25 protein-coding genes are annotated in these 25,357 nt (G+C 55.9%); 11 read left to right on the top strand and 14 right to left on the bottom strand.

Annotated features, from left to right (window positions below):
* The first annotated feature begins 61 nt into the window (after window positions 1–61).
* Window positions 62–1,189 carry a ribonuclease D gene (gene rnd, locus UR289_RS06765; RefSeq protein ID WP_320709528.1) on the top strand — a complete coding sequence of 376 codons (1,128 nt, stop codon included), beginning with the start codon at window positions 62–64 and terminating at the stop codon, window positions 1,187–1,189.
* Between the two features lie 75 nt (window positions 1,190–1,264).
* Here rnd and minE read toward each other — a convergent pair whose 3' ends face one another.
* Genes minE through minC form a run of 3 tightly spaced genes read right to left on the bottom strand, consistent with a single transcriptional unit; the run spans window position 1,265 to window position 3,081 of the window.
* Window positions 1,265–1,534 (bottom strand): cell division topological specificity factor MinE, encoded by a 270-nt coding sequence (gene minE / locus UR289_RS06760; protein ID WP_008500504.1) that lies wholly within the window; start codon window positions 1,532–1,534, stop codon window positions 1,265–1,267.
* A gap of 3 nt (window positions 1,535–1,537) precedes the next feature.
* Window positions 1,538–2,350 (bottom strand): septum site-determining protein MinD, encoded by an 813-nt coding sequence (gene minD, locus UR289_RS06755; protein ID WP_029742160.1) that lies wholly within the window; start codon window positions 2,348–2,350, stop codon window positions 1,538–1,540.
* A 23-nt stretch (window positions 2,351–2,373) separates the two neighbouring features.
* Window positions 2,374–3,081, bottom strand: coding sequence for a septum site-determining protein MinC (gene minC, locus UR289_RS06750; RefSeq protein WP_023312186.1), 708 nt, complete (start codon window positions 3,079–3,081; stop codon window positions 2,374–2,376).
* A 123-nt stretch (window positions 3,082–3,204) separates the two neighbouring features.
* On the opposite strand from minC, the gene UR289_RS06745 reads away from it, so the two are divergent.
* The 3 genes from UR289_RS06745 (at window position 3,205) to UR289_RS06735 (ending at window position 4,721) form a co-directional block, all read left to right on the top strand.
* A complete protein-coding gene (locus UR289_RS06745) occupies window positions 3,205–3,480 on the top strand; it encodes a YcgL domain-containing protein (RefSeq protein WP_029742143.1) in 276 nt (91 codons plus the stop codon).
* Window positions 3,481–3,527: 47 nt separating this feature from the next.
* Window positions 3,528–4,187, top strand: a complete 660-nt coding sequence (locus UR289_RS06740) for a fumarylacetoacetate hydrolase family protein (RefSeq protein WP_029742142.1) — start codon at window positions 3,528–3,530, stop codon at window positions 4,185–4,187.
* 93 nt (window positions 4,188–4,280) lie between these two features.
* Window positions 4,281–4,721 (top strand): YcgN family cysteine cluster protein, encoded by a 441-nt coding sequence (locus tag UR289_RS06735; RefSeq protein WP_033145818.1) that lies wholly within the window; start codon window positions 4,281–4,283, stop codon window positions 4,719–4,721.
* A 115-nt stretch (window positions 4,722–4,836) separates the two neighbouring features.
* On the opposite strand, the gene dsbB is transcribed toward UR289_RS06735, so the two are convergent.
* Window positions 4,837–5,367, bottom strand: a complete 531-nt coding sequence (gene dsbB / locus UR289_RS06730; RefSeq protein ID WP_023312182.1) for a disulfide bond formation protein DsbB — start codon at window positions 5,365–5,367, stop codon at window positions 4,837–4,839.
* 143 nt (window positions 5,368–5,510) lie between these two features.
* Window positions 5,511–7,049: a Na(+)/H(+) antiporter NhaB gene (nhaB, locus tag UR289_RS06725; RefSeq protein WP_047061072.1), complete on the bottom strand. Its 1,539-nt coding sequence runs from the start codon at window positions 7,047–7,049 to the stop codon at window positions 5,511–5,513.
* Window positions 7,050–7,249: 200 nt separating this feature from the next.
* On the opposite strand from nhaB, the gene fadR reads away from it, so the two are divergent.
* Window positions 7,250–7,969 (top strand): fatty acid metabolism transcriptional regulator FadR, encoded by a 720-nt coding sequence (fadR, locus tag UR289_RS06720; RefSeq protein ID WP_023336056.1) that lies wholly within the window; start codon window positions 7,250–7,252, stop codon window positions 7,967–7,969.
* Window positions 7,970–8,081: 112 nt separating this feature from the next.
* On the opposite strand, the gene UR289_RS06715 is transcribed toward fadR, so the two are convergent.
* A complete protein-coding gene (locus tag UR289_RS06715; protein ID WP_023293929.1) occupies window positions 8,082–9,614 on the bottom strand; it encodes a SpoVR family protein in 1,533 nt (510 codons plus the stop codon).
* Between the two features lie 321 nt (window positions 9,615–9,935).
* Between UR289_RS06715 and UR289_RS06710 the strand changes: the two genes are divergently transcribed.
* Both UR289_RS06710 and dadX read left to right on the top strand, forming a co-directional pair.
* A complete protein-coding gene (locus UR289_RS06710; RefSeq protein WP_032658462.1) occupies window positions 9,936–11,234 on the top strand; it encodes a D-amino acid dehydrogenase in 1,299 nt (432 codons plus the stop codon).
* A gap of 9 nt (window positions 11,235–11,243) precedes the next feature.
* Window positions 11,244–12,314, top strand: a complete 1,071-nt coding sequence (gene dadX / locus UR289_RS06705) for a catabolic alanine racemase DadX (RefSeq protein WP_033145815.1) — start codon at window positions 11,244–11,246, stop codon at window positions 12,312–12,314.
* A 92-nt stretch (window positions 12,315–12,406) separates the two neighbouring features.
* Here the strand turns inward: dadX and UR289_RS06700 are convergent, their stop codons facing one another.
* Window positions 12,407–14,140, bottom strand: coding sequence for a potassium/proton antiporter (locus UR289_RS06700; RefSeq protein ID WP_058841379.1), 1,734 nt, complete (start codon window positions 14,138–14,140; stop codon window positions 12,407–12,409).
* 113 nt (window positions 14,141–14,253) lie between these two features.
* The gene (gene ldcA / locus UR289_RS06695) at window positions 14,254–15,168 is read right to left on the bottom strand and encodes a muramoyltetrapeptide carboxypeptidase (protein WP_320709523.1); all 915 of its coding nucleotides are present in this window, start codon (window positions 15,166–15,168) and stop codon (window positions 14,254–14,256) included.
* Window positions 15,169–15,275: 107 nt separating this feature from the next.
* Here ldcA and emtA point away from each other — a divergent pair, with 107 nt between their 5' ends.
* Window positions 15,276–15,887: a membrane-bound lytic murein transglycosylase EmtA gene (gene emtA / locus UR289_RS06690; RefSeq protein WP_064672703.1), complete on the top strand. Its 612-nt coding sequence runs from the start codon at window positions 15,276–15,278 to the stop codon at window positions 15,885–15,887.
* A 37-nt stretch (window positions 15,888–15,924) separates the two neighbouring features.
* Here emtA and ycgR read toward each other — a convergent pair whose 3' ends face one another.
* Window positions 15,925–16,656, bottom strand: a complete 732-nt coding sequence (gene ycgR, locus UR289_RS06685) for a flagellar brake protein YcgR (protein ID WP_023312174.1) — start codon at window positions 16,654–16,656, stop codon at window positions 15,925–15,927.
* Window positions 16,657–16,864: 208 nt separating this feature from the next.
* Here ycgR and UR289_RS06680 point away from each other — a divergent pair, with 208 nt between their 5' ends.
* Together UR289_RS06680 and UR289_RS06675 are read left to right on the top strand one after the other, a co-directional pair.
* Window positions 16,865–17,119 (top strand): GlsB/YeaQ/YmgE family stress response membrane protein, encoded by a 255-nt coding sequence (locus UR289_RS06680; RefSeq protein WP_008502662.1) that lies wholly within the window; start codon window positions 16,865–16,867, stop codon window positions 17,117–17,119.
* Between the two features lie 113 nt (window positions 17,120–17,232).
* Window positions 17,233–19,335, top strand: coding sequence for a TonB-dependent siderophore receptor (locus tag UR289_RS06675; RefSeq protein WP_320709520.1), 2,103 nt, complete (start codon window positions 17,233–17,235; stop codon window positions 19,333–19,335).
* Window positions 19,336–19,832: 497 nt separating this feature from the next.
* Here the strand turns inward: UR289_RS06675 and UR289_RS06670 are convergent, their stop codons facing one another.
* Together UR289_RS06670 and UR289_RS06665 are read right to left on the bottom strand one after the other, a co-directional pair.
* Window positions 19,833–21,524: an alpha,alpha-trehalase gene (locus UR289_RS06670; RefSeq protein WP_320709519.1), complete on the bottom strand. Its 1,692-nt coding sequence runs from the start codon at window positions 21,522–21,524 to the stop codon at window positions 19,833–19,835.
* Between the two features lie 102 nt (window positions 21,525–21,626).
* Window positions 21,627–22,583 (bottom strand): AraC family transcriptional regulator, encoded by a 957-nt coding sequence (locus UR289_RS06665; protein ID WP_320709517.1) that lies wholly within the window; start codon window positions 22,581–22,583, stop codon window positions 21,627–21,629.
* Between the two features lie 115 nt (window positions 22,584–22,698).
* Between UR289_RS06665 and UR289_RS06660 the strand changes: the two genes are divergently transcribed.
* Complete coding sequence (locus UR289_RS06660; RefSeq protein ID WP_087822763.1) at window positions 22,699–23,886, top strand: MFS transporter; 1,188 nt, start codon at window positions 22,699–22,701, stop codon at window positions 23,884–23,886.
* Window positions 23,887–23,934: 48 nt separating this feature from the next.
* On the opposite strand, the gene UR289_RS06655 is transcribed toward UR289_RS06660, so the two are convergent.
* Genes UR289_RS06655 through UR289_RS06645 form a run of 3 tightly spaced genes read right to left on the bottom strand, consistent with a single transcriptional unit; the run spans window position 23,935 to window position 25,340 of the window.
* Complete coding sequence (locus UR289_RS06655; RefSeq protein WP_048977923.1) at window positions 23,935–24,414, bottom strand: Hcp family type VI secretion system effector; 480 nt, start codon at window positions 24,412–24,414, stop codon at window positions 23,935–23,937.
* A complete protein-coding gene (locus UR289_RS06650; protein WP_069302986.1) occupies window positions 24,415–24,636 on the bottom strand; it encodes a hypothetical protein in 222 nt (73 codons plus the stop codon). It lies immediately after the preceding gene.
* Window positions 24,636–25,340, bottom strand: coding sequence for a hypothetical protein (locus UR289_RS06645; protein WP_221702192.1), 705 nt, complete (start codon window positions 25,338–25,340; stop codon window positions 24,636–24,638). Before UR289_RS06645 ends, UR289_RS06650 begins: the two co-directional genes overlap by 1 nt.
* Window positions 25,341–25,357: the final 17 nt, after the last annotated feature.

The following is a 25,357-nucleotide window of genomic DNA, read 5'->3' as shown; positions in this document are numbered from 1 at the left end:
AATCGCCCAGACGCCGGTTAAGCCGGCGTTTTTTATGGGCGCAAACAAAAGAGAACCCGTTTTGAATTACCAGATGATCACGACCAACGACGAGCTGGCTTCGCTGTGCGAAGTGACGCGCGACTTTCCTGCCATTGCCCTGGATACCGAGTTTGTCCGTACCCGGACCTATTATCCGCAGCTGGGTTTGATTCAGATGTACGACGGTAAACACGTGTCGCTGATTGACCCTCTCGGCATTACCGACTGGACGCCGATGCGTAACTTGCTGCTCGATACCGCCGTGACGAAATACCTGCACGCAGGCAGTGAGGATCTGGAAGTCTTTCTGAACACCTTTGGCATCATGCCCCAGCCGCTGATTGACACGCAGATCCTCGCGGCATTCAGCAATCGTCCGCTCTCCTGGGGCTTTGCTGCCATGGTGGAGGAGTATACGGGCCTGACGCTGGATAAAAGCGAATCCCGTACCGACTGGCTGGCGCGCCCGCTTACAGAGCGTCAGCTGGAGTATGCGGCGGCAGACGTGTTTTACCTGCTGCCGATTGCGGGACAGCTGATGAAAGAGGCGGAAGCCTCCGGTTGGCTCGCTGCTGCGCTGGACGAGTGCCGTATGACCCAGCAGCGTCGTCAGGAAGTAGTTGACCCGAAAGAGGCCTGGCGCGATATCAGCAACGCCTGGCAGCTGCGCACGCGTCAGCTGGCATGCCTGCAGCTGCTGGCAGACTGGCGCTTGCGTAAAGCGCGGGAGCGCGATCTGGCCGTTAACTTTGTTGTTCGCGAAGAGCATCTCTGGGCAGTCGCGCGCTATATGCCTGGCAGCCTGGGCGAGCTGGACAGCATTGGGCTTTCGGGCAGCGAGATCCGCTTCCATGGTAAAACCCTGCTGGCGCTGGTCGCCAAAGCGCAGGAGCTGCCGGAAGATGCGCTGCCGGAACCGCTGCTGAACCTGATGGACATGCCGGGCTATCGCAAAGCGTTTAAGGATATCAAAGCGCTGGTGCAGGCGGTTGCAACGAAAAGCAAGCTGAGCGCGGAACTGCTCGCCTCACGTCGTCAGATTAACCAGCTGCTGAACTGGCACTGGAAGCTGAAGCCGCAGAATGGCGTGCCGGAGATGATGGCGGGATGGCGCGGGGAATTGATGGCCGATCGCCTGAATACGCTGCTGGACGGTTACCCGCGATAAAAAAATATGCCGGGCGATATACCCGGCATATTTCCCCGGTGGCGCTGCGCTTACCGGGGCGGCGAAAACACAAACCTACGGACGCGACTCTTCCGCTTCCGGGAGCGTAACGTTCAGCTCCAGAATCGAAATATCCCCGTCTTTTTGTTCCAGCTGCACCGTGACCATCTCCGGGTCAATCTGCACATACTTACAGATCACTTCCAGGATGTCCTTACGCAGCTGCGGCAGGTAGTGAGGCTCGGCGTCGCTACGACGACGCTCCGCAACGATAATTTGCAGACGTTCTTTTGCGATGTTGGCGGTGTTCTTTTTCCGCGAGAGAAAAAAGTCCAGTAATGCCATAACTTATCCTCCGAACAGGCGTTTGAGGAAACCTTTCTTCTCTTCTTCAATGAAGCGGAAAGGACGTTCTTCTCCCAGCAGACGGTCAACGGTATCGGCGTAAGCTTTACCTGCATCTGCCAATGTATCAAGGATCACTGGCTCGCCCTGGTTAGACGCGCGTAACACGGACTGATCTTCCGGGATAACGCCCACCAGCTTAATGCGCAGGATCTCCAGCACGTCTTCCATGCTCAGCATGTCACCTTTGTTCACACGGCCCGGATTGTAGCGGGTGAGCAGCAGGTGTTCTTTAATCGGGTCTTCGCCATTTTCCGCACGACGGGATTTAGAAGCGAGGATGCCCAGAATGCGGTCTGAGTCACGCACGGATGAAACTTCAGGGTTGGTGGTGATGATCGCTTCATCAGCGAAGTAGAGCGCCATCAGGGCACCGGTTTCGATGCCCGCAGGGGAGTCGCAGACAATGAAGTCGAAATCCATTTTTTTCAGATCGTCGAGCACCTTTTCCACGCCTTCACGGGTCAGGGCGTCTTTGTCACGCGTCTGAGAAGCCGGGAGAATGTAGAGGTTCTCGGTGCGCTTATCTTTGATCATCGCCTGGTTAAGCGTGGCATCGCCCTGAATGACGTTTACGAAGTCATACACGACGCGACGCTCACATCCCATGATGAGGTCGAGGTTACGCAGACCGATATCGAAGTCGATAACGATGGTTTTCTTTCCCTTCTGGGCCAAACCAGTAGCGATGGCCGCGCTGGAGGTGGTCTTGCCAACGCCTCCTTTACCCGAAGTAACAACAATAATGCGTGCCATAGAAATTCCTTGTTAAAAAGGGATCAATTCAACGGTTGAACGGTCAACGCGTCGTCTGCCAGAAGCAGGCGAGCCGCTTTGCCATAAAATTCGGCTGGGATCTTGTCGCTCAGCCAATATTCACCTGCGATGGACACCAGTTCCGCCGTCAGGTGAGTACAAAATATTTGCGCATCTCGATCGCCACTTGCACCTGCGAGCGCACGTCCACGCATCATACCGTATACGTGAATATTGCCATCTGCAATCAGCTCAGCGCCAGCACTGACGTGGCTTGTAACAATCAGATCACAGTTTGGTGCATAAATGCGCTGACCGGAACGAACCGGCACATCAATCATTCGCGTTTTTGTGACGGTAGTAACGTTTTGCACCGCAGGAGGGGGCGTTTGCACGGCAACGGGTGCCGCTCGCGAGGCTTTTTCTTTGCCCTCATTCAGAAGGGGCAGCCCCGCACGCTCAATTTCCGCTTTCAGCTCAGTATCTTTGCAGCCGCTGATGCCCACGATACGCAGTCCGGTCGAGGAGACGGCCTGCTGGAGAAGTTTCCAGTTAACCGGAGCCTCAAGACCGCTGACGTTGATAACAACAGGGGCGTGCTTCAGAAAGGCGGGAGCCTGGGCGATTTTGTCTTCTAACGCCTGACGAATAACCTCGGGTTTTGCATCATGCAAATGTACCACTGATAAGGTGAAGCTACTGCCTTTAAGCTCGATGGGCGTGTTTGACATCCTGGCCTTACTCAATTTGCTATTAACCGCAACCACTCGCTGCGATATTCCGAAGAGTATCAGGCATGTTATAGTCAGGAGTATATTGAGGCAAGCAACCACCCATTAATTCAGAGTAAAAACATGTTTTGTGTGATCTACAGAAGTACAAGCCGTGACCAGACCTATCTTTATGTCGAAAAGAAAGACGATTTTTCACGCGTGCCTGAAGAATTAATGAAGAACTTTGGCCGACCACAGCTGGCGATGCTGCTGCCGCTCGATGGTCGTAAGAAACTGATTAACGCCGATCTGGATAAAGTGAAAACGGCCTTAGCCGAGCAAGGCTATTATTTACAGCTTCCACCGCCACCCGAGAATTTATTAAAACAGCATCTTGAGGCGAACGGTAAAAAATAGTCTCAACTGTTTTTGGGTACAACACATCAACCGTTTAGGGGTCGACCATGTATCAACATCATAACTGGCAAGGTGCATTACTGGATTATCCCGTCAGCAAAGTGGTTTGCGTGGGCAGCAACTACGCAAAACATATTCAGGAGATGGGCAGCGCGACGCCAGAAGAACCGGTCCTGTTTATTAAGCCTGAAACGGCGCTGTGCGATATCCGCCAGCCGCTGGCGCTGCCGCAGGGGCTGGGCTCGGTGCATCACGAAGTTGAACTTGCCGTGCTGATCGGCGCGACGCTGCGCCAGGCCTCAGAAGAACATGTTAAAAAAGCGATTGCCGGATACGGCGTGGCGCTGGATCTGACCCTGCGTGACGTTCAAGGCAAAATGAAGAAAGCAGGGCAGCCGTGGGAAAAAGCCAAAGGGTTTGATAATTCCTGCCCAATTTCGGCGTTTGTGCCGGTGAGCGAATTTACCGGCGATCCGCAGGACACGCCGCTCAGCCTCAAGGTTAACGGTGAGATCCGCCAGCAGGGCACCACGGCAGACATGATCCATAAGATTGTGCCGCTGATCGCCTACATGAGCCGCTTCTTTACTCTTAAACCAGGCGATGTGATCCTGACCGGAACCCCAGAAGGCGTTGGCCCGCTACTCAGCGGTGACGAGCTTGAGGTCGGTTTCAACGGCCTGTCGCTGAAAACCCGCGTGCTGTAACCCCATCTTGCCGCCTGAAGAGGGCGGCAAAACTTGCAACAACGTGCCAGACTCGTTATAAGGTGCGCTTTCTTTTGACGTGTGGACATCCTGATGAACGACATCCCTTTCTGGCAAAGCAAAACTCTCGACGACATGACTGACGCGGAATGGGAATCATTGTGCGACGGCTGCGGGCAGTGTTGCCTGCACAAGCTGATGGATGAAGATACGGACGAAATCTACTTCACCAACGTTGCCTGCAAGCAGTTAAACATTAAAACCTGCCAGTGCCGCAACTATGAGCGCCGGTTTGAATTTGAGCCTGACTGCATCAAGTTAACCCGGGATAATCTGCCGACGTTTGAATGGCTGCCGCATACCTGCGCGTATCGCCTGCTGGCGGAAGGGAAAGGTCTGCCTGACTGGCATCCGCTGTTAACCGGTTCAAAAGCGGCGATGCACGGTGAACGTATTTCTGTGCGCCACATTGCGGTGAAAGAGTCCGAGGTGCAGGACTGGGAAGATCACATCATGAACCACCCGACCCGTTAAGATTAAAAAACCCGCCGAGGCGGGTTTTTTATTGTGCGCTGTTGTGTCGGGTGGCGCTGCGCTTACCCGACCTACAAAACCGTAGGCCCGCGCAAGCGAAGCGCCGCCGGGCAAATTAGCGCCCAAAAAGATCGCGTTTCTTCGGTTTGAACGGCTGGGCAATCAGCACCAGCAGCGCCACGACGAAGTAGGCGGCAAAAATGCCCACCAGCCACTGCGGCATCTCCAGCGTCAGGAATTCCCACTGGCGAACGGAGCAGTCACCGGATGCGACAAACACCTGCGGCAGCCATTTGTCCAGCGGCAGCCAGCTTGGGAAGCGGGCGGCAAAATCACAGGTCATAAACGGTGACGGATGCAATTGCATCATGGTGTGCTGCCAGGAGAGTTCAATTCCTTTCCAGGCGCTGTAGATCCAGATGGCAATACCGGCATAGCGAAGCGGCGATTTTGGGGCAATCGCACCCACCAGGCCCGCACCCATAATGCCGAACAGCGCGCTGCGTTCGTAAATACACAGTACGCAAGGTTTCAGTCCCATTACATGCTGGAACCACAGCGCGACCATTTCCAGCGCAAAGGCGGTCAGGGCCATTAACAACCACGCTCCGCGACCGCGGGAGCACTGGTTTAAAAATCTCAACATAATCATTTCCCTGGAACATGCTTAGAAAGCGCAGTGTAAACGAATTCGTTTTTCGCGCCACCTGTACCTGGCGAAATAAAACGTAATTGGATGTTTATCGTGCGAAAAGGCAAACGGGCAGCGAACTGCCCGAGATGCATAGTTTACTGCGCCGCAAGTATACCCGCTTGTACCAGCCATTGCGTACAGGGAATGAGGGTAATTTTGACGCAAAGCAATCCGACGATCGTGAGCACCAGCGTATAGGGCAGCGCCATCCATACCATCCTGCCATAAGAAAGACGTATGAGCGGCGCGAGGGCGGAGGTCAGCAGGAACAGGAAGGCGGCCTGGCCATTTGGCGTCGCCACCGACGGCAGGTTGGTTCCGGTATTGATCGCCACGGCCAGCAGCTCAAACTGTCCGGCGCTGATAACGCCTTGCTCCATGGCCGCTTTGGCCTCGTTGATGTAGACCGTCCCGACGAAGACGTTATCTGAGATCGACGAGAGCAGGCCGTTAAACAGGTAAAACAGCGAGAGCTGAGCATCCGGTGAGGCCTGTAATACAAAGGCAATAATCGGCGCGAACAGGTGCTGGTCGATAATCACCGCCACGACGGCAAAGAACACCGCCAGCAGGGCGGTAAACGGCAGAGCTTCGGTAAACGCCTTGCCAATGGCATGTTCGTCCGTCACGCCGGTAAAGGTGGTGGCGAGAATAATGACTGACAGGCCGATCAGCCCCACTTCGGCAAGATGGAACGCCAGCGCCGCGATAAGCCAGACGCCAATGATCCCCTGAGCAATCAGTCGTAGCGTCTCCTGGCGCGTCCGCTGGCTTCGGCTCTGCACATCGAATTTATGCAGCTCCTGACGAACCGGCTCCGGGAGCTGCGCCCCGTACCCAAAGAGGCGAAACTTCTCCACCAGCAGACAGGTCGCCAGCCCGCAGATCAGCACCGGTACGCTCACCGGGGCCATTCTCAGGAAGAAATCACCGAAGTGCCAGCCCGCCGCTTTGGCAATGATCAGGTTTTGCGGCTCGCCGACCATGGTCATCACGCCGCCCAGCGCGGTACCCACGCCGGCATGCATCATCAGGCTGCGCAGAAACGCGCGGAATTGTTCCAGCACGTCACGGTTATGCGCCTCAACGTGGCTGTCATCCTGCAGGTCCTCATTTGGGCGAGAGGAGGCCACGCGGTGATAAATTCCGTAAAACCCAACCGCGACGCTGATCACTACCGCAACGACCGTCAGCGCATCCAGGAACGCCGACAGGAAGGCGGCGGCAAGGCAAAACGCCAGCGAGAGGAACATTTTCGACGGAATGCTGAGCAGCAGGCGCGTGAAGATGAACAGCAGCAGCTGTTTCATAAAGTAGATGCCGGCCACCATAAAGATCAGCAGCAGAAGCACTTCGAGATTAGACGCCAGCTCTGCTTTGACATGCTCGGCGCTGGTCATACCGACGACGACGGCTTCAAACGCCAGCAATCCGCCCGGCAGAAGGGGATAACATTTCAGCGCCATGGCCAGGGTGAAGATAAACTCCGCCACCAGCAGCCAGCCGGCAATAAAGGGATTCACGCTAAAAATGATGGGATTAACGACCAGGAAAACCAGCAGTATCAGTTTATACCAGTCAGGAGACTGACCTAAAAAATTGCGCCATAGCGCGCGCCCAAAAGAAATTTCCACAACAGACGTCCTTCCCGTCAAGTAAGACAAAACATCAGTATACGCAAAAATCACGGCCTGGAGGCGGATAAGGCTGCATTGTAAATTTCACAAAAATGAAACGGCGATCCCTCTTTTCTCTCTTTGCCGCGCTACCTGCCACTGCGTGCCTCTGGTATGATGAGTCCAATTTGCTAAAGCTGTGTAATGGAAATCTCACTATGGTCATTAAGGCGCAGAGCCCGGCGGGTTTCGCGGAAGAGTACATCATCGAAAGCATCTGGAATAATCGTTTCCCTGCGGGGTCCATTCTTCCGGCTGAACGCGAACTCTCTGAACTGATTGGCGTCACTCGCACCACGCTGCGTGAAGTGCTTCAGCGGCTGGCGCGCGATGGCTGGTTGACGATCCAGCACGGTAAGCCTACGAAAGTGAACAACTTCTGGGAAACGTCCGGGCTGAACATTCTTGAAACGCTGGCGCGTCTTGACCATGAAAGCGTGCCGCAGCTCATTGATAATCTCCTCTCCGTTCGCACCAACATCGCGACGATTTTTATTCGTACCGCTTTCCGTCAGCATCCGGAAGACGCCCTTGCGGTGCTGGCCAGCGCGAACGAGGTGGAAGATCACGCCGATGCTTTTGCCACCCTCGATTACAACGTGTTCCGCGGCCTGGCGTTTGCCTCCGGCAACCCGGTGTATGGCCTGATCCTCAACGGTATGAAAGGGCTTTACACCCGCATTGGCCGCCACTACTTTGCCAATCCGGAAGCGCGTAGCCTGGCGCTGGGCTTCTACCATAAGCTGAGCAAGCTCTGTACCGAAGGCCTGCACGATCAGGTTTATGAGACGGTGCGCCGCTACGGTCACGATTCCGGTGAAATCTGGCACCGTATGCAGAAAACGCTGCCGGGTGATTTAGCGATTCAGACCCGCTAAAAGAAAAAACCTCTCATACGAGAGGTTTTTTTTCGCCCGGTGGCGCTTCGCTTACCGGGCCTACAAAACCCGTAGGCCGGGTAAGGCATAGCCGCCACCCGGCAAAAAAACACTACAGCGTATTCAACCGCGCCGGGCAACGTTCCAGCAGCTCGACGCTCCCGTCTTCATTCTGCTGCTCCAGCTGCACGTCAAAGCCCCACAGACGATGCACGTGCTTCAGCACTTCTTTACGCCCTTTATCCAGCGGCGCGCGATTGTGCGGGATATAGCGCAGCGTCAGGGAGCGGTCACCGCGCAAATCGACGTTCCATACCTGAATATTCGGCTCAAGGTTGCTCAGGTTGTACTGGGAAGAGAGGCGAGAGCGGATCTCACGGTATCCCTCTTCGTTATGGATTGCGGAGATCTCCAGATAGTTGTTGCGGTCATCGTCCAGCACGGTGAAGAAGCGGAAATCACGCATGATCTTCGGCGACATAAACTGGCTGATGAAGCTCTCGTCCTTAAAGTCGCGCATCGCAAAGTGCAGCGTTTCCAGCCAGTCAGAACCGGCGATATCCGGGAACCAGTACTTGTCTTCTTCCGTCGGCGACTGGCAGATGCGCTTAATGTCCTGGAACATGGCGAAGCCAAGCGCATACGGGTTTATTCCGCTGTACCACGGGCTGTTGTAGGGCGGCTGGAACACCACGTTGGTATGGCTATGGAGGAATTCCATCATGAACCGCTCGGTCACTTTTCCCTCGTCGTACAGATGGTTAAGAATGGTGTAGTGCCAGAAGGTCGCCCAGCCTTCGTTCATGACCTGCGTCTGCTTTTGCGGGTAAAAATACTGGCTCACCTTGCGCACGATGCGCAGGATCTCACGCTGCCACGGCTCCAGCAGCGGGGCGTTCTTCTCCATAAAATAGAGCAGGTTTTCCTGCGGCTCGGACGGATAGCGACGCGCTTCGGCGATCGTTTTTTCCTCCTCACGCTTCGGCAGGGTTCGCCACAGCATGTTCACCTGGCTTTGCAGGTACTCTTCGCGGCTCTTCTGCCGGGCTTTCTCCTCCTGCAGGGAGATTTTCTGCGGACGTTTGTAGCGGTCCACGCCGTAGTTCATCAGCGCGTGGCAGGAGTCGAGCAGTTTTTCCACTTCGTCCACGCCGTAGCGCTCTTCGCAGTCGGTAATGTATTTACGGGCGAAGATCAGGTAATCGACGATGGAGCTGGCGTCCGTCCAGCTGCGGAACAGATAGTTATTCTTGAAAAAGGAGTTGTGCCCGTAGCAGGCGTGCGCCATCACCAGCGCCTGCATGGTAATGGTGTTCTCTTCCATTAAATAGGCAATACACGGATTGGAGTTAATCACAATCTCATACGCCAGCCCCTGCTGGCCGTGCTTATACAGCCGTTCCGTTTCAATAAATTTTTTACCAAACGACCAGTGCGGATAGTTAATCGGCATCCCGACGCTGGAGTAGGCGTCCATCATCTGTTCGGACGTAATGACTTCAATCTGATGGGGATAGGTATCCAGGCGATACAGCTTTGCGACCCGGTCGATTTCGGCGAGGTAAACATCCAGCAGCTCGAAGGTCCAGTCGGGTCCATCGCTCAGACGTGTGTTGTCCTTGTTCAGGGAATCAATAGTAGCCATTAGCGCGCCCTCGTTGTGGGTGCTCTCTCTGTCTGGAGAGCCTCCTTTCAAGCATAGATCAACGTGTTAAAAAGCGTGCTGGGGCAGAAATTTTTTCTTTGCGATTTCGCGTTTTTGATACGGCAAAAAAACGGTATGCCGCAGCATATTATGCTGGTTAAAAATAACGCGCAGCAGGAGATCCCAAATTAGCACTATCCCCTGATGCTGGGGGATGTGTGAGGTAAGTCACCATAAAAAAGTCGTATGTTGAATAATATTTTCAACTAGGTTATCAATCTGTAATTAGAAGATTGTTCTTTTGCACATAATGGAGTGGCTATGCGTGTTGTCATACTGGGAAGTGGTGTCGTTGGGGTAACCAGCGCCTGGTATTTAAGTCAGGCGGGACATGACGTAACCGTTATCGATCGTGAATCCGGTCCCGCGCTTGAAACCAGCGCGGCGAACGCCGGGCAAATCTCTCCGGGGTATGCGGCGCCGTGGGCTGCGCCGGGCGTTCCGCTGAAAGCGATTAAATGGATGTTCCAGCGCCATGCGCCGCTGGCCATCAGCCTTGATGGCACGCAGTTCCAGCTGAAGTGGATGTGGCAGATGCTGCGCAACTGCGACACCCGCCACTACATGGAGAACAAAGGGCGCATGGTGCGCCTGGCGGAATACAGCCGCGACTGTCTGAAAGCGCTGCGCGCGTCGACGGGGATTGAGTACGAAGGCCGCCAGGGCGGGACGCTGCAGCTGTTCCGCACCGAGCAACAGTACGAGAATGCCACCCGCGATATCGCCGTGCTGGAAGATGCCGGCGTACCGTACCAGCTGCTGGAAGCCAGCCAGCTTGGTCAGGTTGAACCGGCGCTGGCGGAAGTGGCGCATAAGCTGACCGGCGGCCTGCGCCTGCCGAATGACGAAACCGGCGACTGCCAGCTCTTTACGCAACGTCTGGCGCAAATGTGCGAGCAGGCGGGGGTGAAGTTCCGTTTCAACACCTCCGTCGACAAGCTGCTGTCGGAAGGGGAAAAAATTTACGGCGTGAAGTGCGGCGACGAGGTGATCAAAGCCGATGCCTACGTGATGGCGTTTGGTTCGTACTCCACCGCCATGCTGAAAGGCATTCTCGACATTCCGGTTTATCCGCTGAAGGGCTACTCGCTGACCATCCCGGTGAAAGAAGAGAGCGGCGCCCCGGTGTCGACCATTCTGGACGAAACCTACAAAATCGCCATTACCCGCTTCGACAACCGCATTCGCGTGGGCGGCATGGCGGAGATTGTCGGCTTCAACACCGAACTGCTGCAGCCGCGTCGTGAAACGCTGGAGATGGTCGTGGGCGATCTCTTCCCGCGCGGCGGTTTTGTTGAGCAGGCGACGTTCTGGACCGGCCTGCGTCCGATGACCCCGGACGGCACGCCGATCGTAGGGCGCACGCCGTTTAAAAATCTGTGGACCAATACCGGACACGGCACGCTCGGCTGGACAATGGCCTGCGGATCGGGCCAGCTGCTGAGCGACCTGATTTCCGGGCGCACGCCGGCAATTCCGTTTGACGATTTAAGCGCCGCGCGCTATCAATCGGGGTTTACGCCTTCGCGTCCACAGCACCTGCACGGCGCGCATAGCTAAGGAGTTGTCATGTCCCGTCCTGTTCTGGCCCAGCTGAACCTGCAGGCCCTTAAGGATAATCTGCAAATTGTTCGTCGGGCGGCACCGGGTTCGCGCGTCTGGTCGGTGGTGAAAGCGAATGCCTACGGCCACGGTATCGATCGTATCTGGAGCGCGCTGAGCGCGACCGACGGTTTTGCGCTACTGAATCTTGAAGAGGCCATTCTGCTGCGCGAGCGCGGCTGGAAAGGGCCGATTCTACTGCTGGAAGGGTTCTTCCATGCGGACGATCTGCCGCTGCTGGATAAGTACCGGCTGACCACCAGCGTTCACAGCAACTGGCAGATTAAGGCGATCCAGGATGCGAAGCTCCATGCTCCGCTGGATATCTATCTCAAGGTAAACAGCGGCATGAACCGCCTGGGCTTCCAGCCTGAGCGGGTGCATACGGTCTGGCAGCAGCTGCGCGCCATGAAAAACGTGGGCGAAATGACGCTGATGGCGCATTTTGCCGACGCGGAAAAACCCGACGGTATTGCCGATGCCATGGTCCGCATTGAGCAGGCGGCAGAAGGGCTGGATTGCCCGCGCTCGCTGTCGAACTCGGCGGCCACGCTGTGGCATCCCGAGGCGCACTATAACTGGGTGCGTCCGGGGATCGTTCTGTACGGTGCGTCTCCCTCTGGCGAGTGGCAGGATATCGCCAACAGCGGCCTGAAGCCGGTCATGACCCTGCGCAGTGAAATCATTGGCGTGCAGACGCTGAAGGCCGGGGACACGGTGGGCTACGGCAGCCGCTACCGGGCAAAGGGCGAGCAGCGGATTGGCATCGTGGCGGGCGGTTATGCCGACGGCTACCCGCGCATCGCGCCGACCGGCACGCCGGTCTGGGTCGATGGGGTCCGCACGGGAACAGTGGGCACCGTATCTATGGATATGCTGGCCGTTGACCTGACGCCATGCCCGCAGGCGGGCATTGGCTCACCCGTCGAGCTGTGGGGTAACGAAGTTAAGATTGATGACGTTGCTGCCGCGGCGGGCACGGTGGGGTATGAATTGATGTGCGCGCTGGCCCCTCGAGTGCCGGTTGTGACGGTGTAACCTATGTTCGCCGGGTGGCGCTAACGCTTACCCGGCCTACGTTAGAGGGTTTTGTAGGCCGGGTAAGGCGAAACCGCCACCCGGCAAAAAAACTACTCCGCTTCCTCATCCATCGGCCTTAAACCGACTTTCCGCACCGCGTTATCTTCTTTTTCGGCAACGGTCCAGATCATCCCGGCAAACTCTACCTGATCCCCCACGACCGGGGCAGCGCCAAGCCGCTGCTGGATGATTTCGCCCAGCGTTTGCGGGTTATCACCGTCTTCAGCACCTTCATCCAGACCGTAAATCAGCGCCACATCCGCAAATTTAGCGCTGGCTTCCAGAATAAAATCGCCGAAGAAGCGCTGGTCCAGGGCCACCGGAGGCGACTGGCTGAACAGCTTGCCTAGCGCGGGCAGGTCGCGCTCGCGACCAATCACGCAGAGAATATCCCCCTCGCGCAGGCGGGTGCTGCCGGTAGGGTGCAGCAGGACATTATCGCGGAACAGGGCGGCAATGCGCGTTTCGGTCGGCATGTGCAAATCGCGCAGCGAGGCCCCCACGCACCATTTGTCGGCGCTCAGCTGATAGACAAACTGTTCCCACGGGTTCTCCGGATGAATATCGAGCCCCACGCGGGAGACCGGCCAGCCCACGGGCGGGACCACCACTTTGGCTTTTTTCGCCGCCCACCCGAGCGAGGTTCCCTGGAACAGCAGGGAAATCAGCACCACGAAGAACGCCACGTTAAAGAACAGCCGCGCGTTATCCAGACCGGCCATCATCGGGAACACCGCAAGGATAATCGGCACCGCGCCGCGCAGGCCAACCCAGCTGATAAAGACCCGCTCGCGCAGGTTGAAGCCGCGAAACGGCAGCAGGCCTGCAAATACCGACAGCGGACGGGCGAAGAAGATCATCCACGCGGAAAGCAGCAGCGCCGGAACGGCGATCGGCAGCAGGTCCGATGGCGTAACCAGCAGGCCCAGCACCAGGAACATGCCGATTTGCGCCAGCCACGCCAGGCCGTCAAAGTTCTGCAAAATGGCATGGCGGTTGCGAATAGGGCGGTTGCCCATCAGGAATCCGCAGAGATAGACGGCGAGAATGCCGCTGCCGTCCAGCGCGGTGGTGACGGCAAAAATAAGAATGCCGCCGCTCAGCGCCAGCAGGGGGTAAAGCCCCGCGGGCAGCGAGATGCGGTTGATCGTCTGCTGTAAGAGGTATCCCCCCGCCAGGCCGATGACAATCCCCAGGCCGAACTGCTGCAGGATATGTAACGCAAACATCCAGCTCAGCCCGCTTTCATGCTGCTGAATCATCTCGATAAGCGTAATGGTGAGAAATACCGCCATCGGATCGTTACTGCCGGATTCAATCTCAAGCGTGGAGCCAACGCGTTCGTTTAGCCCTTTTCCCCCGAGCAGGGAAAACACCGCTGCCGCATCGGTTGAGCCCACGATGGCGCCAATCAGTAAACCTTCCATGATATTGAGATGGAAAAGCCATGCAGCCATCATCCCGGTGAGGCCAGAGGTAATCAACACGCCGACCGTGGCGAGCGACAGCGCAGGCCCTAAGGCCACGCGGAAGGAGCTTGCCTGGGTGCGCATCCCGCCGTCCAGCAGGATCACCGCCAGCGCGAGGTTACTCACCATGTAGGCGAAGGGGTAGTTATCGAATGGGATACCGCCAATGCCATCAATGCCGGCCAGCATGCCGATGGCGAGGAAAATGACAAGAATAGGTATGCCGAGACGCGATGAAAATGAACTTAATAAAATACTGCTGGTTACAAGGACGGAACCCAAAATGAAAAGGCTGATTATCGCTGCGGCATCCAATGTTCTCTTACTCCCACCTCAATGTTAACGCTGTTACTAAAACCCTAACATATTAACAACGGCAACAGCGTTTTATTAAGGGGGTATAACGGCTTTTTTATGCCTTTATGCCTTTATGCCTTTATGACAGGATGACCGCTGATGGTCAGCCGACTGCCGGAATCGTTGTGGATCAGGGAGGCATGCGCCCCCAGCGCCAGGGTGACGGTTTGCTGCTCATGGCCGAAATCGAGACCGGTGATGACCGGAATATCCAGCCGCGAGCGAACGAAGTCGACCATAGTCTCCAGGGAGTAACCCGCGTCATAGTCATTCGGAGCAGAGCCGCTGAAGCTGCCCAGCACAATCGCGGACTGGCGTTCAAGAATACCGGCATGATAAAGCTGCAAGAGCATGCGCTCGACGCGGAACGGATGTTCGTTGATATCTTCCAGCACCAGAATGCCGTCCTCGATTTGCGGCATCCACGGCGTGCCGATGAGCGAGACCAGCATCGCCAGGTTGCCGCCCCAGAGCTGGCCTTCACATTCCCAGTGCGGTCCATTGCCTTGCCACTCCACGCTGTAGGTTGAATTGCGCAGCGCGCGCCAGAAATGTTCCACGGTAAACGCATCCAGCTCCGGTGCGCCGAAGTTACCGGCCAGCATCGGACCGCTGAAGGTGATGACGTTATGCAGGGCCAGCAGCCCAAGCTGGATGACGGTGAAATCGCTGTGGCCGCAGATCAGCAGCGGATCCTGCTGCTGGCGCAGCGCCAGCCCCTGCCAGTCAATGCTCTCCAGCAGCCGGCTCGCGCCATATCCGCCGCGCACCGCAAGCACAACCCGGTTTTCGCCCGTCAGGTTCACCAGACTATTGATATCATTCAGCCTCTGCGCTTCGGTACCGGCAAAACGCTGCTGGCGGCGGGGGATAATCGTCTGATTTTCTACCTGATGGCCAGATTCCAGCAAACGCTGAACGCCCCGCTGCGCCGCGTCCTGGTTAATGCAGTAGCCCGACGGCGCGATGAGATGAAACTGAGACATGGCAATTCCTTGCTGAATGAGAAACTAATTGTCTATATCATGCCGCTTATACGCTGCCTGCTTCAAGAGGCGGCGCACCGCGATGACCGGCTATAAGGATAGATGACGTGAAATTGAGATGGTTTGCTTTTTTGATTGTGTTGCTCGCTGGCTGTAGTTCAAAACATGATTATCAAAACCCGCCCTGGAACCCGGAAGTGCCGGTGAAACGGGCCATGCAGTGGATGCCGATCAGTGAGCAAGCCGGGAAGGCCTGGGGCGTCAGCCCGCGTCTCATCACGGCGATTATTGCGGTGGAGTCCGGCGGTAATCCCACGCTTGTCAGCAAGTCCAACGCGGTGGGGCTGATGCAGCTTAAAGCGTCAACGGCGGGGAGAGAGGTTTACCGCTACATGGGGTGGAACGGCCAGCCGTCGACCAGCGAGCTGAAAAACCCGGAACGTAACATTTCAATGGGCACGGCCTACCTGAGCATCATGGAGCATGGCGTGCTGAAGGGGATTAAGGATCCAGAGGTGATGCAGTACGCGCTGGTGGTGTCTTACGTTAACGGTGCCGGCGCGTTGCTCAGAACCTTCTCCTCTGACCGCAAAGAGGCGATAGAAGAGATTAACGACATGGACAAAGACGAGTTCTTTGAACATGTGGCGAAAAATCACCCGGCACCACAGGCGCCTCGTTATATCTGGAAAGTACAGAAAGCGATGGATGCCATGTAATGCCGCAGACGGGCGGCGGTCACGCTGCCCGATTTATTCACAGAACCTTATTTGCGCGTTCCCGCGCCTCTCGCTCCAGGGAATAGATAATACGCTGAAGCTCACGCTCTGCTCCAGGCCCGACGTTTAGGAAACGAAAGCTCAGACGCGGCGTGGTAATGGTTTCATTTTTGCTGTCCACGACGGTGCGGTCGCTGATCGCAATCAGCTGCGCATCGAAATAAAAGCGACCCCAGCCCCCCATATCCAGTTCGATTTGCGTAAACCGCATGCCCTCTACCAGCCCGTCCGGTTTCGGCGTATCCATCAGCGCGCCCATGCCGCCCAGCGACAGATCGAAGAGGCGGAAGCGGATCTCTTTTTTGTCCGGCATTTTGGCCTTACAAAAATAGGCGGGATGGAGCGGGGCGCTGATGCGGAAATATTCACGACGCTGAACAAACCAGAGATTGGTCGGAAGCGGGGTAACAAAAGCCGGCAGTCCCTGGTATTCGCTCAGTTCCAGCCGCGACAGGACAAACTCCACTTTGGCGCCCTGCGTTTCGGCCATCACCGCGATATTCTCCGCTTTCAGCGCCGCGCGGTTTTCATACTCCTGACTGCCTAAATCAATCACCAGCCGATCCTGCGAGGCGTCAAGGATCTTGCTGATGAACTGATTATTCGACCAGCTGATGCGCAGCGGCACTTCACCTTTTTGCAGGTCGCGTAATACCCCTAATACAGCCAGCGGATTTTGCTTGAGGAACTGCTCACTGTAATGACTCACGCCGGATGGCTCCTTGATTGATGACAGACTGTCTTAGCGTTATCGGCAATCTGCAATGAAACTTAATACAAACCGGTGAGTTTTTTTTGCCTGTTTAACCAAAGATAAGTCGGTGAGATGAAAATGGTTTTCCGGCGATGACCTATACTTAAGTTAGCTGTGCAGAAGGTTTTCTGCGCACGCGTTAAACCTGCAAGAGGGCATCGCTATGGGTATCATCGCCTGGATTATCTTTGGTCTTATTGCTGGCGCTATCGCTAAACTGATCATGCCGGGAAACGATGGCGGCGGCTTTATTCTGACCTGTGTACTCGGGGTCGTTGGTGCGGTTGTGGGCGGCTGGCTGGCGACGATGTTTGGCTTTGGAGGCAACATAAGTGGTTTCGACCTGCACAGTTTTCTGGTCGCTGTCGTGGGTGCCATTGTGGTGCTGGGCATATTCAGGTTACTGCGACGAGCATAAATTGACGTAAACGGCTCTCTGCGGAGGGCCGTTTTTTTTGCCTGAGTATTGATTTGTTAATCTAAATGATAATAATTGTCGTTCCGTATTGCATCTAACAACAAGACGACATTATGAATACCTCACGTTTTACGCTTTGCGCTCTGGCAGGGGCCGTCACGCTGGCATTGCAGGTCCCGGCGTTCGCCGAAGAATCCACCATCGTCGTCACGGGCTCAGAGCAGGGCAGCGCGCTGCCGGCCTGGACGAACAGCGCCACGAAATCGGCCGTTGCCGAAAGTAAAACGCCGCAGGTCATCACGACCCTCTCTGCGCCGGAAATTGAAAAGCGTCACGCGAATTCGGTGAATGAAATCCTGCGCTATGCCCCGGGCGTCTCAACCGAGGTGCGGGGGAATACCTCCTACATGAGCGAATATAAAATTCGTGGCTTTACCGTCGACCAGGAGTTCTACAACGGGCTGCAGCTGCCCTATAACGTCACCGGCAATACCAAAGCGCGCATCGATCCGCTGCTGATCGACAGCGTTGATATCCTGAAAGGCCCCTCATCGGTCCTTTACGGCGGCGGTTCGCCGGGCGGGCTGGTGAATATTCAAAGTAAAAAACCGCAGCGGGAAGCCAGAACCGAAATCGGCGTTAACACCGGAAACCGTAATCTTAAAGAGGGATACCTCGATTCAACCGGGCAGATTGCCGACAGCGACTGGAACTACCGTCTGCTGGGCAAAGCCACGGAAAACGACGATCAGCCGCACACCACCCGGTATGAAAACTACCTGGTTGCGCCGTCCGTCACCTGGCAGCCCGACAGCAAAACCCGCCTTACCCTGGACGCGCTGGCGCAAAACACCCCGAGCCTGACGCCGTCTAACCCGCTGCCGCTCGCCTACCTGCACTCGAAATATGCGGGCAAGCGCGATTATGCCGGAGACGAATGGAGCGGGTTTAAGCAGCGTCAGTGGATGCTGGGCTACAGCTTTGAACATGAGTTTGAAAGCGGCTGGGGCTTTAATCAGAAAGCGCGCTATTTCGACGTCGATACCCACCAGCGCAGCGTCTACGCGACAGGGACGGGAAGCGAGGCGTATCAGCTCAACCGCTTTGCCTACACCACCGATGAAGACCTTAAGAGCTTCAACATCGACAACCAGGTGACCAAAACCGTTGCCCTGGGCGACTGGAAACACCACCTGCTGGCCGGGTTTGACTATCAGAAGCTGAACTCCCATTTCCATTATCGCTACGCGTCGGCGACGCCGGGCATCGATATGCGTCATCCAGACTATTCGCAGGTCCAGGAAAGCGCGCTGGGGCTCTATACCGCCCAGAAAAACCGTCTCAGCTACCAGCAAAACGGCTATTACTTACAGGATCAGGTAGAGTTTGGCGGCCTCAACCTGCTGGGCAGCCTGCGCTACGACGATTACCGCTCCGTTACCACCAACTACCTGCAAAACGGTGATAAAGCCTGGGTATCGCAGGATCACGTCACCAAACGCCTGGGCGCGCTTTACGCCTTCGATAACGGGATTTCGCCGTTTATCAGCTATTCAGAAGGTTTCGCGCCGGTGTCACCGCAGGGCACGCTCGTTGCGAAAGACGTCAAGCCAACCACCAGCAAGCAGGTGGAAGGCGGGGTGAAATATCTGCTGGCCGACTACGCCACCACCTTTACCGCCTCGGTGTTTAACATCCGGCAGAAAAATGTCGTCACCTCCGATCCGGGCTTCCTGAACTATCGTCAGACCGGGGAAGTGGAATCCAAAGGGGCAGAGCTCTCCGCCATCAGCCGTCCGACGGACAACCTGACGCTGATTGCCAACTATGCGTACACCCACGCGATCAACCGGGAAGATGACAAATACAAAGGTAAACGTCCAACGCAGGTGCCGGAGAATGCCTTTAACCTCTGGGGGGATTACACCTTTGACAACACGCCGCTGAAAGGACTGATGCTGGGAGCGGGCGCACGCTACACCGGGCCGATGGAAATCTCTCCGGCAAACGATGCGGGTAAACTGGGCGGCACCACGCAGTACGATCTGGCGGCCTCGTACCGGATGGGCGAAATCCTGCCCTCGCTGGCAGGGCTAACGCTCAAAGCCAGCGCGCAGAACATCACCAATAAAGAGACGCTGACCTGCTACGATGCGACCAACTGCTGGATTGGACGTGACAGGACGTATCAGCTAGGGGCGAGTTATAGTTTCTGACGATCGTTTCCCTTTCCCGGTGCTGAGGGATCTCCAGTAAATTTTTAACCAGAAGCGATTTTGTTTTTTTAAAGTGAAACGATTTATTCGCAGCGACGCCATGGTCCGGCTGTAAATCGCTGAGGCGTTTCCTGAAGGCCGGGGCGAGGCGCATGGATGCGCCGAGAGGGCGGGCTTTACAGGGACGTTACCTCCGCCCGTCCCCGATAAGCCGGAAGGAATAAGACGAGGGCACCGCGAAGCGGCGATTTACCGCCGGGAGCCCGGGTCGCCAGGGTGGTGGCGATTGAGCCACCCTGGCACGTTCACAGGCCATGTCGTTACAGAATAGCAAGGAACATAAAGTGAACGGAATGACCACCGCAGCCGTATGTTCCCCTCACCCTAACCCTCTCCCCAAAGGGGCGAGGGGATTGTTCGCTACTCGCATTAATTTGTGAGGATTAGAGCCAGCACGCGCAGGCCGGGTAAGGCGTAGCCGCCACCCGGCAATACCCTTACTGCGCCGCAGCTTTCACCGGCTCAGCCTCCTCATTTGCCGCAGGCTGATTCTCCGGCACGCTGTCGCACGGTTTTGCTTTCGGACAGACTAGATCCAGCATTTTCAGCGTTACGCCGTTACTCCAGCCGAAGCCGTCCTGCAGCGGATACTCACCGCCGCCGCCGCCGCCGCCCGTACCGGTTGTCGACACGTCATACTTCTCGACCAGTTTCTTTTCGCGGTCGTAAGTATGCTGGACGTTCTTCAGGAAGCGCCAGGTCACGTCCATCGAGACCTTTTCTTGCCCGTAATTCTGCAGCCCTTCCGCGGCCACCCACTGTAGCGGGGCCCAGCCGTTTGGCGCATCCCACTGCTGGCCGCTATTGACGGTGGTGGTCGCAATACCGCCCGGCTTCAACAGGCGCGACGAGGTTGCCGCGGCGACTTTATCGGCCCGGTCCTGCGCCGCCGCCTTCACGTAAAGCGGGAACAGGGCTGCCGCCGTGAGCTGATTGCGTACCTTCTTGCTCTTGAGATCGTAATCCGCGTACCAGCCCTCTTTATCATTCCACAGGTGGCTCTCGATGGCTTTCTGACGCGCCGTTGCCAGCGCCTCGTATTTACTTGCGCTGGCGGCGTCGCCACTCTCCTGGCTTGCCCGCGCCAGCAGTTTTTCCATCTTGAACATCAGGGCGTTCAGGTCCACGGGGACAATGCTGGTGGTCCGGATGGTGCCGAGCTTTTGCGGATCGTCCATCCAGCGGGAGCTAAAGTCCCAGCCCGAGGCCGCAGCGGAACGCAAATCACGGTAGATCTCGGTCGCAGGCCGGTTAGGGTTACTTTTGGCGGTATTCACGTCGTCAAGCCATGACTCCGGGCGCGGGGTATCGCGGTCGTCCCAGTAGCGGTTGAGGATAGCGCCGTCATCCAGCTTCACCACGCGTTTGTTAGCCTGCCCCGGCTGAAGGGCGTCGACGCCGTCCATCCAGTAGGCATACTCTTTCTCCATCTGCGGACGGTACTTCTTCAGCGCATCGCTGTCGTGGGTCGCCAGCAGTTCAACCATCATTGAGAAAAACGGCGGCTGGGAGCGGCTCAGGTAATAGCTGCGGTTGCCGTTGGGAATGTGGCCGAAGGCGTCAATCTCATACGCAAAGTTATCCACCATGTCGCTGATTTTGTCCCAGTGATCGCTCTCTGCCAGGCCCAGCATGGTGAAATAGCTGTCCCAGTAGTAGACCTCGCGGAAACGGCCGCCGGGCACAACGTAAGGTTTGGGTAACGGCAGAAGGGAATCCCATTTGTTGCTGGCTTTATCCGTGGTGCGCGTCAGCACGGGCCAGAGATCGTCGATGTGCTCACGTAAACTTTGTCCAGCAGGCGGAACATATTTTTCCCCTTCCGCAGGGAGCGTAAAGTTCATCTCGACAAAGTGGCGTAAGTCAAAGCTGGACTGCGCGTGCTGCATCCGGTAATCCGCCAGAATCATCAGCGGGTCGCTTTTGGGGACGGCATCAGCAAAGGTTTTCTGATCGGGAAACAGTTTGGCGCTTTGCACATCGTTAAACAGAGGGCCCAGCAAAATATCGGGTGAGGTTGTCTGGGCTGCGGGGCTATCATCGGCATAACCGCAAGTCGTGACGCCGAGCAGCGCGCCTCCTAACGCAAGGGGCAAGAACGCGGGGCGTAGTGTACGAGGTCTTATCATCAGTTCGTCTCCTGTCTTCACTAAACAGCGTGACCGCTGTTGTCAATCACCTGAAAACCTTAGACGAATATTGCCCGCTTCGCGTTAATAATTGCCTGCCCGTCAGACCTCTTCCGGCGTCTGGCTGGCTTCCCGCAGCGTGCCCGGCGCATGTCCTATGATGCGCTTAAATGCCCGGCTAAATGCCGCCAGAGAGCCGTACCCCAGCCGCAGCGCGACGGTTTCAATCGGCTGATTTTCGTGGCGAATGTACTGGATGGCCAGCCGCATCCTCAGCTCGCTGAGATATTTTGCCGGGGTGGTTCCCGTCGCGGCCAGAAACCGTTCGGCGAACACGGAACGGGACGTGCCCGCTTCTTTTGCCAGATCCGCCACGCTCCAGTTCAGGCCGGGCTGCTGGTGCATGGCGTAAATGGCCCGGCTCAGGCGCGGGTCGCGCAGAACCTGCACCCAGCCGGTGGCTTTACCACAGCCGCCATCAACCCAGCCGCGCACGATTAACGCCGCCACCACGTCGGCCAGACGCGCAAGGATCCCGGCGTATCCGGCCTGACGCGACACGGACTCCCGCTCCATCGCCGCCAGCAGCGGGTGGATCTCCGGCCAGGTGGACATCAGCCGGCTGACCATCATCACTTCCGGCATTGCCTTGATCAGCGGCTGCATCCCGCCCAGCTCAAAATCCATGCATCCGCTAAAGATGATGGTGTTCTCGCTTTCCGGGCAGGGCTCGCAGGTGATGGCACACACCGAGCTGCAGATGGGCTCGCTGGGAAAGGCATTGACGGGCGTAATGGTTGCCCGCTCGTCAGAGAGCAGGGCATGGGAATTACCGCAAGGAATAAAAAGGGCATCGCCGCTGCTCAGTTCGAACGTCGCACCGCTTTCCATTCGCAGCAGGGCGCTACCGTGGCTCACAAAATGAAACTGCGCCCTACCGGGCGCCTGATGGAACGCGACGCCAAACGGCGCGCTGGCCTGGATCCGCCGGTATTTCACACCTGACAGACGCATGCCGCGTAAAAGTTCGCTGATCAGATCGGGTGACTGTACGGTCATGGCGCAACTCCGGACGAATAATCAATAAGTGGAGATTATATGTCATAGATCGTCCAGGGTGAACCTTCTATGCTTTTGCGACAGTTGTCACATTTTTATAACGGGAGAAAAACAGATGAATTCATGTGTCGCGGCGAGCGAGGCTGTAGCGCCTGCAAAACCCGCCTGGCGGGCCGTCTATTCACTGGGGCTGGGGGTGTTTGGTTTGATTACGGCAGAATTTCTGCCCGCCAGTCTGTTAACGCCGATGGCCGCGAGCCTGGGCGTGAGTGAAGGAATGGCCGGACAGGCCGTCACCGCCACCGCGCTGGTGGCGCTGGTGACCGGACTGCTGATTACGCCGGCGACCAAAAGCATCGACCGCCGCTGGGTGCTAATGTTTTTCTCGGTCCTGCAAATTATCTCCAGCCTGCTGGTGGCCTTTGCACCGACGCTGCACGTGTTGCTGATGGGACGCCTGCTGCTGGGTATCGCCATCGGGGGATTCTGGGCGATGTCGACGGCGACCACGATGCGTCTGGTTCCGGCAGATAAAGTGCCGAAGGCGCTGGCGGTGATCTTCTCCAGTGTATCGATAGCCACGGTGGTCGCGGCGCCGCTCGGCAGCTATCTGGGCAGCCTGATCGGCTGGCGCAACGTCTTTGTGCTCTGCATTCTGCCGAGCATGCTGGCGCTGCTGTGGCAGCTCTGGGTCCTGCCGTCCATGAAGCCGGAGAGCAGCGGCAGCCTGAGTACGCTGTTCCGCGTGCTGCGTCGTCCGGGGATGATCGGCGGCATGCTGGCGACCATCCTGATTTTCAGCGGCCATTTCGCCTTCTTTACCTACCTGCGCCCGTTCCTGGAAACGGTGGGGCAGGCGAGCGTGGAGACCATTTCGCTGATCCTGCTGGGCTTTGGGCTGGCCAACTTTGTCGGCACCTCGGTTGCCGGGCATCTGCTGGCGCGTAATCTGCGCCTGACGCTGGCGCTGGTGCCGTTCGCGATGGGCGTTCTCGCGCTCACGATGGTGGCGTTTGGTCATCTGGCGATGCTGGACGGGTTCCTGGTCGCGCTGTGGGGCTTTGCATTTGGTCTGGTTCCGGTGGGCTGGTCAACCTGGCTTGCCACAACCGTTCCGGATGAAGCCGAAAGTGCAGGCGGGCTGCTGGTGGCCTCAATTCAGCTGGCAATAAGTGCCGGTGCGGCCGGGGGTGGCGCGGTATTTGACCTCAACGGCGCCAGCGGCGTATTCGCCGGAAGCGGCCTTCTGCTGGTAACGGCGATGGTGATTGTGCTTATGGGCGTGAAAGTGAAAGCAGAGTGAGCCTTTTCCCTCTCCTTTGGGAGAGGGACTTAACGGTTGTTCATTGTTCTATGCTGTTGCTCTTTCATTCCAGGTGTCTTTAAACATGATATTCCCGTCGCAATATTTCCATTCAATCGATTCATAGCGGAGTTCGACTTCTTCCATATGCGCACTTGCGATACCGAGCGGGTGCAATACTGGCGAGATCCTGGTTATTTTGACGTTTTCCAGAGTGATATTGAAGTATTCGCGCTCAATACCGGCGTCATCAATTTTATACATTTTGATTAATGCAGATTTGAATGTTTTGCCTGTACATACAGCACGAAATAAATAGGGTGTGATGCGGTCTATTTCTTTTTCAAAGGTAATGGGAACATGAAGGCGCGTTCCTGTCAGTTTTCCCGTGTTGGAACTGGTGGGGATCCAGACGGAGTGATTAAACGATTTGAGTTCGGTAGAGCCCAATCTTGTAGGCATTAAACACTCGCCTGAAACGGGCGCGTTATTTTCATCAGTAAACCATATATGTGCTGGCGTAGACATTTATTGATCCTTTGTTTTGTAACGAAATGCAATGAAGTACACAACTAATACAATAATCCCAACGATTCGTAGTGCAATTTTTTCGTTTTCTATAAAACTCACTACGACAGCACCGAGAATGATGGCGAATATTCCAGTGCCATACCAAAAAAAATCATCCAGAATGTCTTGTAAGAAACTTTTTAAAAATTGTTTCAAAAATGCTTTTATCGATTGCCACATTATCGCATCATTCTATTCAGCGCATCAGCAATTTCGCTATCGGATGCAGTGTTTAAGTTAAGATAACCGGCTTTCATTATCACCGGTTCAATAAGGAAATACATCATTTCCAGCTTTTCAACATACAGCGCATGGTAAAATAACGGCTGAAATTTTTTAAGTGTATTTGCGCTGTCTGCCGCATGCTGAACTATAGCGTAAAGGTTTAATACGGTAATTACACCTCCTGTGCTCAAACCAACCTTTCTCATAAATGCACTTTTTACGGCCGCGTTCATTTTATTACCATAACAGATGTATGACGTGGCGGCATAAATCAAACCGCTCTTAGATACTTGCTTTACAGAATAGTTTGTTGTAAATGGTATTAATTTTTCGAGAATAATTTTTCTTTGAATAATGGATCTGTTCTGAAGCATCGTTTCAATATAAATCCTTACCATTCTAAAAATTACATCTCTATGCTTAACAAGCTCGGCGACTCCTGCTAAAAACCTCAAATCTTCCGAACCCAATTTTTTACAGACATCCTGATAATTATCAGTGAAGCAAGAGGTATAATAAAGCAAGCGTGTGGTCGCATCGCCAAGATTATTTAAATATTCTATGGCACCGTCCTTTACCCCCGCGACGGCGCGATCGAGCCTTAATGCAAGATCTTTATCGGATCCAATTCTTTCTATAATTTCCTTGCTGTAATACATAATATGTCCCTGTTGTG

The organism is Enterobacter sp. 302C9 (assembly GCF_034106085.1).
In the GTDB taxonomy this organism is placed as follows: Bacteria; Pseudomonadota; Gammaproteobacteria; order Enterobacterales; family Enterobacteriaceae; genus Enterobacter; species Enterobacter asburiae_B.
Note: the sequence above shows the minus strand (reverse complement) of the source record. Positions and strands in the feature narration are given on the sequence as shown.

Coding starts and splice junctions, on each gene's coding strand:
- minE (WP_008500504.1), bottom strand. CDS start 1,534: ATGGCATTACTGGACTTTTTTCTCTCGCGGAAAAAGAACACCGCCAAC.
- minD (WP_029742160.1), bottom strand. CDS start 2,350: ATGGCACGCATTATTGTTGTTACTTCGGGTAAAGGAGGCGTTGGCAAG.
- minC (WP_023312186.1), bottom strand. CDS start 3,081: ATGTCAAACACGCCCATCGAGCTTAAAGGCAGTAGCTTCACCTTATCA.
- UR289_RS06745 (WP_029742143.1), top strand. CDS start 3,205: ATGTTTTGTGTGATCTACAGAAGTACAAGCCGTGACCAGACCTATCTT.
- UR289_RS06740 (WP_029742142.1), top strand. CDS start 3,528: ATGTATCAACATCATAACTGGCAAGGTGCATTACTGGATTATCCCGTC.
- UR289_RS06735 (WP_033145818.1), top strand. CDS start 4,281: ATGAACGACATCCCTTTCTGGCAAAGCAAAACTCTCGACGACATGACT.
- dsbB (WP_023312182.1), bottom strand. CDS start 5,367: ATGTTGAGATTTTTAAACCAGTGCTCCCGCGGTCGCGGAGCGTGGTTG.
- fadR (WP_023336056.1), top strand. CDS start 7,250: ATGGTCATTAAGGCGCAGAGCCCGGCGGGTTTCGCGGAAGAGTACATC.
- UR289_RS06715 (WP_023293929.1), bottom strand. CDS start 9,614: ATGGCTACTATTGATTCCCTGAACAAGGACAACACACGTCTGAGCGAT.
- UR289_RS06710 (WP_032658462.1), top strand. CDS start 9,936: ATGCGTGTTGTCATACTGGGAAGTGGTGTCGTTGGGGTAACCAGCGCC.
- dadX (WP_033145815.1), top strand. CDS start 11,244: ATGTCCCGTCCTGTTCTGGCCCAGCTGAACCTGCAGGCCCTTAAGGAT.
- ldcA (WP_320709523.1), bottom strand. CDS start 15,168: ATGTCTCAGTTTCATCTCATCGCGCCGTCGGGCTACTGCATTAACCAG.
- UR289_RS06680 (WP_008502662.1), top strand. CDS start 16,865: ATGGGTATCATCGCCTGGATTATCTTTGGTCTTATTGCTGGCGCTATC.
- UR289_RS06675 (WP_320709520.1), top strand. CDS start 17,233: ATGAATACCTCACGTTTTACGCTTTGCGCTCTGGCAGGGGCCGTCACG.
- UR289_RS06670 (WP_320709519.1), bottom strand. CDS start 21,524: ATGATAAGACCTCGTACACTACGCCCCGCGTTCTTGCCCCTTGCGTTA.
- UR289_RS06665 (WP_320709517.1), bottom strand. CDS start 22,583: ATGACCGTACAGTCACCCGATCTGATCAGCGAACTTTTACGCGGCATG.
- UR289_RS06660 (WP_087822763.1), top strand. CDS start 22,699: ATGAATTCATGTGTCGCGGCGAGCGAGGCTGTAGCGCCTGCAAAACCC.
- UR289_RS06655 (WP_048977923.1), bottom strand. CDS start 24,414: ATGTCTACGCCAGCACATATATGGTTTACTGATGAAAATAACGCGCCC.
- UR289_RS06650 (WP_069302986.1), bottom strand. CDS start 24,636: ATGTGGCAATCGATAAAAGCATTTTTGAAACAATTTTTAAAAAGTTTC.
- UR289_RS06645 (WP_221702192.1), bottom strand. CDS start 25,340: ATGTATTACAGCAAGGAAATTATAGAAAGAATTGGATCCGATAAAGAT.